The organism is Variovorax sp. P4_D9, assembly GCF_056401695.1.
The window spans coordinates 1-11,029 of the sequence record NZ_JBFUIU010000274.1 but is presented as its reverse complement, the minus strand read 5'-3'; the positions used below and the strand labels follow the sequence as shown (position 1 = coordinate 11,029).

The window sequence follows — 11,029 nt, the reverse complement described above, 5'->3', positions numbered from 1 at the left end:
CGCTTGAACTGCCCCTGCGGCGCGGCGATCTGGGCCTCGATCTGGCGCGTGCCCTTGAACGCATTGAAGAAATCGACGTCGATGAATTTGGCGGCCGCCGTGTTGGTGCAGTTGAAGGCGAAGCTGGCGTCGAGGTCGGCATGGCCGTCGCCGGCCCCTTCCTCTCCCTTGCCCAGGCCCAGCGCGGCGGAGCGCAGCGTCACTGGGCCGAGCTTGCAGTTCGCGGCCGGATCGATCTTGAACAGCTGGTCGGCGGCGCGCAAATGCGCGATCGCATCCTCGGCGGTCTTCTTCTCGGCGTCGGTGCGAGGTGCGCGCTCGAAGCCGACGAAGTTGTCGAGCGGGGACTCCATCGCGATCACGATGGTCGGGCCGTCGATCACGACGTCGAGCCTGACCTGGCCGTGCACGTGGGCCGCTTGATTCTGGGCTGATGCGGCGAAGGCTGTGCTCAGCAGGGCGGCGAGGGTTAGGGTGGCGAAGGGTCGTCGCGACAGGGTCATGCTTGGGCGCCTTGCCGGGTCGGCAGCCCCGGCGTATTGCTCCATTCGCTCCAGCTGCCGGCATAGAGCGCGGTCGGCCCGAGGCCCGCGATCTGCATGGCGAGCAGGTTGGGCACGGCGCTCACGCCGCTGCCGCACTGGTGTACGACCGTCGCGGGATCCCGGCCCGCCAGCAAGCTTTCGAACTCGGCGCGCAACAGCGCGGCCGGCTTGAACTTGCCGTCGGGACCGAGGTTCTCGGTGAAGGGCCGGTTCAGGGCCCCCGGGATGTGACCCGCGATCGGGTCCAGAGGTTCCACCTCGCCGCGATATCTTGCGGCGGCGCGGGCGTCGATCAGCGTCTGCCCGGCCTGCTCGAGCCGCGCCGCCACCGTCCGCGTGTCGACCAGCCTCAGCAGCGGCTCGCCGGCCACGAAGTTCGACTGGAAGTGCGTCGGCTCCGCGCGGTTCGTCACTTGGCCGCTGGCGGCCTCCCAGGCCTGCAGGCCGCCATCGAGCACGGCCACGGCCTCGTGGCCGATCCACTTCAGCATCCACCAGAGCCGGCCGCAGTAGTTGGCGCCGTTGCGGTCGTACACCACCGCCTGCATGCCGTTGGCGAAGCCGACGCTCGACAGCCAGGCGGCGAAGCGCTCGCGGCTGGGCAGCGGATGGCGCCCGCCCGAGGCCGGCGGACCGTCGTCCCGCGCCACCACGACGCCGTGCGAGCCGGGCACGCCATGCTTGGCGCTGAGATCGGTGTCGAGATTGGCATACACGGCGCCCGGAATGTGCGCGGCACGGTACTGTTGCGCGCCGGCGTCCGGCTTCGTCAGGTCGAAGCTGCAGTCGAACACCATCGTCGACGTGGCGCTGCCGGCCAGCAAGGCTTTCAGTTGCTCGGCGGAAATCAAGGTGGTGAAGGGCGGGTTGTGCATCATGGCCTCGACGAAAACCAGATTGTCCAACGAAGTCCGGGCCAACTGGGGCGAGCCTAGTGCTCTTCGGCCGGTGCTTTCGGCAGCGASCGCTGGCGCAGCACGGTGGCGGCGATGCCGCTGCAGACGATCAGCGCCATGCCGGCCCAGCCCTCGCCGTCGATGCGGTCGCCGAACAGCAGCACGCTGTAGATCGCCGCGAAGACGATGCCGGAGTATTGAAGATTGGCGACCAGCAGCGTGCCGCTCTCGGTCTTGGCGCTCGCGTAGGCGCGTGTCATGCAGAGCTGGCCCAGCGCCGCCAGCAGGCCAACCGGCAGCAGCCACAGCGCATGGCCCCAGGTCCATTCGGCCCAGGGCGTGGCCCCGCCCAGCAGCGTGCCCAGGCCGCCCGCCACCGCTGAGCCGACCGCGAAATAGAACACCGTACGCGCTTCGGGCTCGCCGAGCCGCGACAGCGCCACCACCTGCATGTAGGCGAAGGCGGCCGTGAGCCCCGACAGCAGGCCCATGAGCCCGGCGAAGCCCTGGTTGTCGCCGACCGTCGGCTTGAGCATCAGCACCACGCCGCCGAAGCCGGCCAGCACCGTCAGGACCAGCGGTCCCTGCAGCGGCGGCCGCGGCATCTTGCCGTCGCGGCCCGGCACCGGCACCCAGGCCAGCAGGGCGCCGCCGACCAGGAAGGCCGCGATCCAGACGCTGCTCATGTAGTTGAGGGTCATCGCGGTGGCCAGCGGCATGTGGGCGATGGCGAAGAACCAGGCGCCCAGCGAGACCACGCCGATCAGGCTGCGCCAGGCATGCATGCCGGGATAGCGGGTGCCCAGCGTGACGCCGCGGCTGCGTGCCAGCACCCACAGGAAGACGATGCCGATCAGGCCGCGGTAGAAGACCAGTTCGGCACTGGAGAACCAGGCCGAGGCGAACTTCACGCACACGCCCATCGTGGCGAAGATCAGTGCGCCCAGCACCATCCAGAGCGCTTGCATTGTGGGGAGTGGCTTTCTATCTAGTCAGTTGAGGACAGAGCAAAAACTGCTCTGCAGTTTATTGGTCTGTCCCGCAATCTCTCACGTACGCATCTCGCGGCGGTACCACTCGTGGAACTGCTGCATGCCGTCTTCCATCGGGCTCTGGTAGGGGCCGCTCTCGTCGTCGCCGCGCAGCATCAGCGCGCGGCGACCGGCGTCCATGCGCTCGGCGATCTCGTCGTCCTCGACGCAGGTTTCCATGTAGGCGGCCTGCTGGGCCTCGACGAATTCGCGCTCGAAGGCGACGATTTCTTCGGGATAGAAGAATTCGACCATGTTGAGCGTCTTCTGCGGGCCGACCGGATGCAGCGTCGACACCGTGAGGACGTGCGGATACCACTCGACCATCACGTGCGGGTAGTAGCTGAGCCAGATGGCGCCGTACTTTGGTGGCCGGCCCTCGCGGTACCTGAGAAGCTGCTCCTGCCAGCGCTGGTAGACCGGGCTGCCGGCGCGGCCGAGCCGGTTGGCCACGCCCACGGTCTGCACCGAGAAATGATGGCCGAACTCCCAGCGCAGGTCGTCGCAGGTGACGAAGCTACCGAGGCCCGGATGGAACGGGCCGACGTGGTAGTCCTCGAGGTAGACCTCGATGAAGGTCTTCCAGTTGTAGTTGCACTCGTGCAGCTCGACGCGGTCGAAGGCGTAGCCCTCGAATTCGAGGTCGAGGCGCGGGCCGAGCCGGGCCAGGTCGGCCGCCACGTCGCGGCCTCGGCCGCCGACGTTCTGCTCGAACAGCAGGCCGTTCCACTCGGTCAGCGGGTAGTTGTGCAGGTTGAGGCAGGGGTCCTGTTCGAAGTGCGGTGCGCCGATCAGGGTGCCGGTGGTGCGCGGGTCGGCCGCCGCGTAGGTCCAGCGGTGCAGCGGGCAGACGATGTTGCCGCCGGCCTGGGCCTCGAGCCGGCCGCGGTCCTGGAGGATCAGCGCCTGGCGATGGCGGCAGACATTGGAGATCAGTTCGACGCCCTTCGGCGTGTGCACCAGGGCGCGGCCCTGCTGTTCCTGCGGCAGGGTGTGGAAGTTGCCCGGCTCGGGCACCGTGAGGCGATGGCCGACGTAGCGCGGCCCGTTGGCGAACAGCGTTTGCAGCTCGCGGGTGTAGAGCGCCTCGTCGAAGTACGCGGAAACCGGAAGTTGGCTCGAGGCCTGCTGCAGTTGAAGACTTAAATCAGACATGGGTGACCTGACCAAGCTCCCCACAGGGAGAGAGAAATGGAACGGAAGGCTTGCCGTCGAGGTGCGAACGGCCCGGAGGAAGTGCGCCGGCAGGGCCGGCTTTGGGAGACCGGGATTGTACCCTTGGCAGTGCATCCCTGCCCCCCGCCCTAAAATGGCGTGTTTCACGTCAAACTCCTGAATGCCCAAGGTGCCATCCTCCCCATCGGCCGCCGTGCCTGCCTTGCCCGACACCGGCGCCCTGCCCGCGAGCTACGAAGCCGGGCTCCAGGAACTCGAACAACTCGTGACCGAACTCGAATCGGGCCAGTTGCCGCTCGACCAGTTGCTTGGCAGCTACCAGCGCGGCGCCGCGCTGCTGGCCTTCTGCCGCGAGCGGCTGCAGGCGGTCGAGGACCAGATCAAGGTGCTCGACGCCGGCAGCCTCAAGGCCTGGGCCGCGGAATGAGCGGCGCCCGGCCGCCCGAAGGCGCTCGCACCGCCGTGCGAAGCACAGAGGTTCTCAAGAGCCGCCCGGAAGCCCTGCGCTGGGATGCGGCGCGCCTGGCCGCCTGGAGCGAGCCTCAGCTGGCGCGCGTCGAGGCCGCGCTGTCGCGCTGGGTCGGCGTCGACGCGCCGGCGCAGCTCGGCGACGCCATGCGCTACGCGGTCCTCGACGGCGGCAAGCGGCTGCGGCCCCTGCTGGTGTTCGCGGCCAGCGAGGCGGTCGGCGGCTGCCCCGAGGCGGCCTTGCGCGCGGCCTGCGCGGTCGAACTGATCCACGCCTACTCGCTGGTGCACGACGACCTGCCCTGCATGGACAACGACGTGCTTCGCCGCGGCAAGCCGACGGTGCACGTGAAGTTCGGCGAGGCCGGCGCCCTGCTGGCCGGCGACGCCCTGCAGGCCCTGGCTTTCGAACTACTCACGCCGGCCGGCGATGCCATCGCACCGGGGGTCCAGGCCCAGCTGTGCCGCCTGCTGGCCGGCGCGGCCGGCAGCCAGGGCATGGCGGGCGGCCAGGCGATCGATCTGGCCAGCGTCGGCGTGGCGCTCGACGAGGCGCAGCTGCGCGAGATGCATCGCCTGAAGACCGGCGCGCTGCTGCAGGGTAGCGTCGAGATGGGGGCGGCCTGCGGCGAAGCGCAGGCGCCGGCGGTGCTGGCGGCGCTGCGCGACTATGGCGCGGCCGTGGGCCTGGCCTTCCAGGTGGTCGACGACATCCTCGACGTCGTCGCCGATTCGGAAACGCTTGGCAAGACCGCGGGCAAGGACGCGGCCAGCGACAAGCCCACCTATGTCTCGCTGCTGGGCCTGGAAGGCGCTCGCGCGCAGGCCCGCGACCTGCTCGCGCAATCGCTGGCCGCGCTCGATCGCAGCACGCTGGCCGATACCGGCGCCTTGCATGCGCTGGCCCACATGGTCGTGGACCGCGATCGATAACAACAAGACACTCCCATGGCTCCGCTGCTTCCCACCCTCCACGATCCCTCCGCGCTGCGCCACTTCGACCGCGTGCAGCTCCAGCAACTGGCCGACGAGGTGCGCACCTGCGTGCTCGACAATGTGTCACGCACCGGCGGCCACCTGAGCTCCAACCTCGGCACGGTCGAGCTGACGGTCGCGCTGCACCATGTCTTCAACACGCCGCACGACCGGCTGGTCTGGGACGTGGGCCACCAGACCTACCCGCACAAGATCCTGACGGGCCGGCGCGATCGCATGCCGACCCTGCGCCAACTCGGCGGCATCTCGGGCTTTCCGCAGCGCAGCGAGAGCGAGTACGACACCTTCGGCACCGCCCATTCGTCGACCAGCATCTCGGCCGCGCTCGGCATGGCGATGGCGGCCAAGCAGAAGGGCGAGGACCGCCATTCGGTGGCGATCATCGGCGACGGCGCGCTGACCGCCGGCATGGCCTTCGAGGCACTCAACAACGCCGGCGTCTGCGACTGCAAGCTGCTGGTGATCCTGAACGACAACGACATGTCGATCAGCCCGCCGGTCGGTGCGCTCAACCGCTACCTGGCACAGCTCATGAGCGGCAACTTCTACGCCGCCGCGAAGAACGTCGGCAAGAGCGTGCTGCGTGCCGCGCCGCCGCTGTTCGAGCTCGCCAAGCGCTTCGAGCAGCATGCCAAGGGCATGGTGGTGCCGGCCACGCTGTTCGAGCAGTTCGGCTTCAACTACGTCGGCCCGATCGATGGCCACGACCTCGATTCGCTGATCCCGACCCTCGAGAACCTCAAGCATCTCGACGGCCCGCAGTTCCTGCATGTGGTCACAAAGAAGGGGCAGGGCTACAAGCTGGCCGAGGCCGACCCGGTGGCCTACCACGGGCCGTCCAAGTTCGATCCCGCGGTCGGGTTGGTCAAGCCCGCGACCGCGCCGAAGCAGACTTTCACGCAGGTCTTCGGCCACTGGCTGTGCGACATGGCGGCGCAGGACGGCCGGCTGGTCGGCATCACGCCCGCGATGCGCGAAGGCTCCGGGCTGGTCGAGTTCGAACAGCGCTTTCCCGAGCGCTACTACGACGTCGGCATCGCCGAGCAGCATGCGGTCACCTTCGCGGCCGGACTGGCCTGCGAAGGGCTCAAGCCGGTGGTGGCGATCTACTCGACCTTCCTGCAGCGTGCCTACGACCAGCTGATCCACGACGTCGCGATTCAGAACCTGCCGGTGGTGTTTGCGCTCGACCGCGCCGGCCTGGTGGGGGCCGACGGTGCCACCCACGCCGGCGCCTACGACATTTCGTTCCTGCGCTGCATTCCGAACATGAGCGTGGCCTGCCCGGCCGACGAGGCCGAGTGCCGGCAGCTGCTGTCGACCGCCTATGCGCATAACCATCCGGTGGCGGTGCGCTATCCGCGCGGCGCCGGGGCCGGCGTCACGCCGCCGCTGTCGCTCGATGGACTGCCCTACGGCAAGGGCGAGATCCGGCGCGAAGGCCGGCGCATCGCGATCCTGGCGTTCGGTACCTTGCTGTATCCGGCTCTCGCGGCAGCGGAGGCGATCGACGCCACGGTGCTCAACATGCGCTGGGCCAAGCCGCTCGACGTCGAACTGCTGCTGCAGGTCGCGGGCACGCACGATGCGATCGTCACGCTCGAGGAGGGCGCGATCATGGGCGGTGCGGGCAGTGCGGTGCTCGAGGCGCTGCAGGCGGCCGGTGTGCAGAAGCCGGTACTGCAACTGGGCCTGCCCGACCGCTTCATCGAGCACGGGGATCCGGCCAAGCTGCTGGCCGGGATCGGGCTGGATGCGGCGGGGATCGAGCAGTCGATCCGCAGTCGCTTCGGTTAACCCCCCAAGTACGCGTCCTGCACCTTCGGGTTGCCCAGCAACTCGCGCCCGCTGCCTTCCAGCACGATCTTCCCGGTCTCGATCACGTAGGCCCGGTCGGCGATCTTGAGCGCCTGGCGCACGTTCTGCTCGACCAGGAACACGGTCAGGCCGGCCTGGTTGATCTCGCGCAGCGTGCGGAAGATGTCCTGCACGATGATCGGCGCCAGGCCCATCGAGGGCTCGTCGAGCAGCAGCACGCGGGGCTTGGCCATCAGTGCCCGGCCGATCGCCAGCATCTGCTGCTCGCCACCCGACAGGTTGCCGGCCAGGCCGTCGGCACGTTCCTTTAGCCGCGGGAACAGCGTGTAGATATGGTCGAGGTCGGCCGCGCGCTGGGCACGGCTGTCGCGCCGGGTATAGGCGCCGAGTTCGAGGTTCTCGCGCACGGTCAGCGTGGTCAGCGTGGCGCGGCCTTCGGCCACCTGCACCATGCCCGAGGAAACGATCTTGTGCGGCGACAGCGAAGTGAGGTCACGGCCCTCGAGTTGCACCCGTCCCGCCGCCTTCGCGACCAGTCCCGACAGCGCCAGCAGCGTCGTCGACTTGCCGGCGCCGTTGGCGCCGACCAGGGTCGTGATCTGGCCTTCGTGCAGTTCGAAGTCGATGCCCTTGACGGCCTCGATGTGCCCGTAGGAGACCTTCAGGCCCTCAACCTTGAGCAGGGTGGAAGAAGCAGCGCTCATGCCGATGCTTCCTCGTTGCTCGCTTCGTCTTCCTCGCGCCCCAGGTAGGCCTCGATCACCTGCGGATCGTTGCGGATCTGGTCGGGGCCACCGCGCGCGATGATGCGGCCGAAGTTCAGCACGGCGATGTGCTCGCACAGGCCCATCACGAAACGCATGTCGTGTTCGATCATGAAAATGGTGTAGCCGCGACCGCTGATGTTGCGGATCTCGTGCATCAGGTCGGTCTTCTCGCTGCTGTTCATGCCGGCCACCGGTTCATCGAGCAGCAGCAGCTTCGGTTCGGTGGCCAGCGCGCGGGCCAGTTCGAGCTTGCGCTGGTCGCCGTAGGAGAGGTTGTCGGCCGTGTCGTCGGCCTTGTGGTCGAGCTTGACCCACGAGAGCAGCTCGCGCGCCCGGTCGCGCGCGCGCTTCTCCTCGCTGCGGAACAGGCCCGACGAGGCCAGTAGGCCGAAGCCGCCATAGCGCAGATTGGCGTGCATGCCGACCATCACGTTCTCGAGCAGCGACATCTCCTTGAAGATGCGGATGTTCTGGAAGGTGCGCGCGATGCCGCCGCGCGTGATCTCGTGCGGCTTCATCCCTGCGAGGTCGCGGCCCTCGAAGCGGATCGTGCCGCCGGTGGTCGGCAGCAGGCCGGTGGTGAGGTTGAAGACCGTGGTCTTGCCGGCGCCGTTCGGGCCGATCAACCCGAAGATGCCGCCCTGCGGCACTTCGAGGTTGACGTCCTGCAGCACCTTGAGGCCGCCGAAATGGCGCGACACGCCGTCGAGTTGGAGAAGAGGAGCCGCGCTCATGCCGCGGCCCCCTTGCGGCCGAACCAATGGCGCAAGCGCGCCGGGTCCCAGATGCCCTTGGGCAGGAATAGCACGATCAGCACCAGGATGATGCCGTTGACCACCAGCCGGAAATCCCCGAAGGCGCGCAGCGCCTCGGGCAGGATCGTGAGGATCACGCCGCCCAGCACCGGGCCGGTCAGGCCGTTGATGCCGCCGAGCACGGTCATCGTCAGGATGTCGACGCCACGGTCGAAGCCGAATTCGTTCGGACCGATGAAGAAGGTCTGGTGTGCATTGAGCACGCCGGCCAGGCCCGCGATCGCGCCGCCGAGCACGAAGGCCAGCATCTTGTGGGCGCCGACGTCGATGCCCATCAGGCCGGCCGCCGTCTCGTCTTCCTTGATGGCCTCGAAGGCGCGGCCGACCTTGGAACGGCGCAGCCGCCACAGGCCCAGAAGCACCAGCACCAACGCCAGCCCGACGTGCCACCACTGGGTGACGGGCGGAATGCCGTTGAGGCCCAGCGCGCCGCCGGTCAGCGATTCGGCGTTGAGCACCACGATGCGCACCACTTCGCCGAAGGCCAGCGTGGCCATCGCCAGGTAGACGCCCGAGAGCCGCAGCGTCGGCTTGCCGATCACGAAGGCAGTCAACGCCGGCGCCGCGATGCCGGCCGCGATCGCGACCGGGAAGGGCACGCCGTAGGTCATCGTGAGGATCGCCGAGGTGTAGGCGCCGATGCCCATGAAGGCGGCATTGGCCATGGCCAGCATGCCACACGAAAGCGTGAGCCAGATCGACAGCGCCAGCAGGGCGTTGGTGCCCAGCGTGAGCACCAGGTTGCTGTAGACCGACCAGAAGTTGTTGAGCGCGTCCATGCTTAGACCTTGCGTTCCTGCATCGATCCGAAGAGACCCTTCGGACGCACCAGCAGCACCAGGAACAACAGCCCGAAGGCGACCGCGTCGCGCATCGTCGAGCCGATGTAGGCCACCGACAGCACTTCGGCGAAGCCGAGGAACAGGCCGCCCARCATCGCGCCGCGGATGTCGCCCATGCCGCCGAGAATGATCACCGCGATCCCCTTGTGCAGCATCGGCTGGCCCATCAGCGGGAACACGGCGTTGGAGTAGAGGCCGATCAGCACGCCGGCCAGGCCGCCCAGGGCGGCGGCGGCGAACGAGGTCAGGAAGAACAGCCCTTCGACATTGATGCCGAGCAGGTAGGCCGCCTTGGGCGACTCGGCGATCGCGCGCAGCGCGCGGCCGAGCTGGGTGCGCTTGAGCGCCACCATCAGCACCGTCATCAGCACGAAGGACAGCAGGATGATGCCGAGCTCGAGCGCCGTCAGGTGGATGCCGGCCAGGTCGAGCGATTGGCCCGACACCACGCCGGCCGGGAAGCGCACGTTCTCGGCACCGAAGATGCCCTGGACGCCGTTGTTGAGGATGATCGCGACGCCGATGGTGGCGATCATCGGGATCAGGTGGGGTGCATTGCGCGCGCGCAGCGGCTTGAGCACCAGGAAGTCGATCAGCAGGCCCAGCAAGCCGCAGAAGACGAAAGCGAACAGCAGACCGGCCCACAGCGGCAGCTCGAAGCGCGCCATGGCCTGGACGGCGGCATAGGCGCCGACCATGAAGACCGCGCCGTGCGAGAGGTTGATGACGCCGAGCACGCCGAAGATGAGCGTGAAGCCGAGCGCAAAGAGCGCATAGACGCACCCGAGGGACAGTGCGTTGACAAGTTGCTGTTCAAGCATGGGAGTTTCCGTTCCGGAAAAAAGCGGGCCGGCCATTGCCGGTCCCGCTGTTCGTGAAACACCGAAGAACCGGCTTTGCCGGGCTTCAGGTGTTGCCCCCGGCGAGGGGGTGGCCGGCTACGCGCAGTGAGCCAACCTCGGGGAGTTACTTTGAAATTACGAATTCCGAGCCCTTCGTCACGCTGACGMTGGGGGTCTGCTGGGCGTCGTAGCCGGCCGGCTTGCCGGTCTTGTCGGTGGCGCGGCGGAACTGGAAGGCGCCGGTGGCACCGGTCCACTTGGCGTTTGGCAGCGCATCGCGAACGGCCGCGCGGTCGGTCGTCAGGTTGCCGCTGAGCTTGACGCCCTTGAGCGCCTGCGCCGCGATGTACATGGCGTCGTAGGCCTGCGCCGCGAACTGGTCGGGCGCCGTCTTGTACTTCTCGTTGTAGGCCTTGATGAACTTGGTGTTCTCGGGCGTCGCGTTGCTGGACGACCAGGGGCTGCCGACGTAGAGGTTGTCGGAGTTGCCCTTGGCGAGATCGAACACCTTGACCGAGTTCATGCCGTTGCCGCCGATGACCGGCACGTTGAGGCCGAGCTGGCGCGCCTGCACCATGATCGGCGCACCTTCGGCGATCAGCGCCGACAGCACGATCGCATCGGCGCCGCTGGCCTTGATCTTGGTCAGCTGGGCCTTGAAGTCGACGTCGCCCTTGGCGAAGGTCTCGGTGGTGGTGACCGGGATCTTCAGGTCGTCAAGCGCCTTCTTGAAGTTGTCGTAGCCGCTCTTGGTGAAGACGTCGTCGTTGCCGTAGAGCACCGCCACCTTCTTGAWGCCGGCGTTCTTGACCGCGGTCTTGATGGTCTCGGGC

The 11,029-nt window shown here is 67.9% G+C and carries 12 protein-coding genes; 3 read left to right on the top strand and 9 right to left on the bottom strand.

The genetic code is table 11. The annotated features are described in order from the left end of the window. From AC1DY5_RS26360 to AC1DY5_RS26345, 4 genes are all read right to left on the bottom strand, one after another. Positions 1–503 (bottom strand): DUF2796 domain-containing protein (locus AC1DY5_RS26360; RefSeq protein WP_478116171.1); only part of this gene is annotated, 503 nt, incomplete at its 3' end. Beyond that, positions 500–1,420: a sulfurtransferase gene (locus tag AC1DY5_RS26355; RefSeq protein ID WP_478116172.1), complete on the bottom strand. Its 921-nt coding sequence runs from the start codon at positions 1,418–1,420 to the stop codon at positions 500–502. The genes AC1DY5_RS26355 and AC1DY5_RS26360, both read right to left, overlap by 4 nt. Before the next feature lie 56 nt (positions 1,421–1,476). Next, positions 1,477–2,409, bottom strand: coding sequence for a DMT family transporter (locus tag AC1DY5_RS26350; protein WP_478116169.1), 933 nt, complete (start codon positions 2,407–2,409; stop codon positions 1,477–1,479). 81 nt (positions 2,410–2,490) lie between these two features. Next, positions 2,491–3,627 carry an aromatic ring-hydroxylating oxygenase subunit alpha gene (locus AC1DY5_RS26345; RefSeq protein WP_478116167.1) on the bottom strand — a complete coding sequence of 379 codons (1,137 nt, stop codon included), beginning with the start codon at positions 3,625–3,627 and terminating at the stop codon, positions 2,491–2,493. Between the two features lie 181 nt (positions 3,628–3,808). On the opposite strand from AC1DY5_RS26345, the gene xseB reads away from it, so the two are divergent. Genes xseB through dxs form a run of 3 tightly spaced genes read left to right on the top strand, consistent with a single transcriptional unit; the run spans position 3,809 to position 6,909 of the window. Then, on the top strand, positions 3,809–4,075 hold the full coding sequence (gene xseB / locus AC1DY5_RS26340; protein WP_478116165.1) for an exodeoxyribonuclease VII small subunit: 267 nt from the start codon (positions 3,809–3,811) through the stop codon (positions 4,073–4,075). Then, complete coding sequence (locus AC1DY5_RS26335; protein WP_478116163.1) at positions 4,072–5,049, top strand: polyprenyl synthetase family protein; 978 nt, start codon at positions 4,072–4,074, stop codon at positions 5,047–5,049. The genes xseB and AC1DY5_RS26335 overlap by 4 nt, the downstream gene beginning before the upstream one ends. A gap of 15 nt (positions 5,050–5,064) precedes the next feature. Then, positions 5,065–6,909, top strand: coding sequence for a 1-deoxy-D-xylulose-5-phosphate synthase (dxs, locus tag AC1DY5_RS26330; protein WP_478116162.1), 1,845 nt, complete (start codon positions 5,065–5,067; stop codon positions 6,907–6,909). Here the strand turns inward: dxs and AC1DY5_RS26325 are convergent. From AC1DY5_RS26325 to AC1DY5_RS26305, 5 genes are all read right to left on the bottom strand, one after another. After that, on the bottom strand, positions 6,906–7,634 hold the full coding sequence (locus AC1DY5_RS26325) for an ABC transporter ATP-binding protein (protein WP_478116160.1): 729 nt from the start codon (positions 7,632–7,634) through the stop codon (positions 6,906–6,908). The genes dxs and AC1DY5_RS26325 overlap by 4 nt on opposite strands. Continuing rightward, the gene (locus tag AC1DY5_RS26320; RefSeq protein ID WP_478116158.1) at positions 7,631–8,431 is read right to left on the bottom strand and encodes an ABC transporter ATP-binding protein; all 801 of its coding nucleotides are present in this window, start codon (positions 8,429–8,431) and stop codon (positions 7,631–7,633) included. Before AC1DY5_RS26320 ends, AC1DY5_RS26325 begins: the two co-directional genes overlap by 4 nt. Beyond that, positions 8,428–9,291 (bottom strand): branched-chain amino acid ABC transporter permease, encoded by an 864-nt coding sequence (locus AC1DY5_RS26315; RefSeq protein WP_478116156.1) that lies wholly within the window; start codon positions 9,289–9,291, stop codon positions 8,428–8,430. Before AC1DY5_RS26315 ends, AC1DY5_RS26320 begins: the two co-directional genes overlap by 4 nt. Positions 9,292–9,293: 2 nt before the next feature. Next, positions 9,294–10,175 (bottom strand): branched-chain amino acid ABC transporter permease, encoded by an 882-nt coding sequence (locus tag AC1DY5_RS26310; RefSeq protein WP_478116154.1) that lies wholly within the window; start codon positions 10,173–10,175, stop codon positions 9,294–9,296. A 145-nt stretch (positions 10,176–10,320) separates the two neighbouring features. Continuing rightward, positions 10,321–11,029 (bottom strand): ABC transporter substrate-binding protein (locus tag AC1DY5_RS26305; RefSeq protein ID WP_478116152.1); only part of this gene is annotated, 709 nt, incomplete at its 5' end.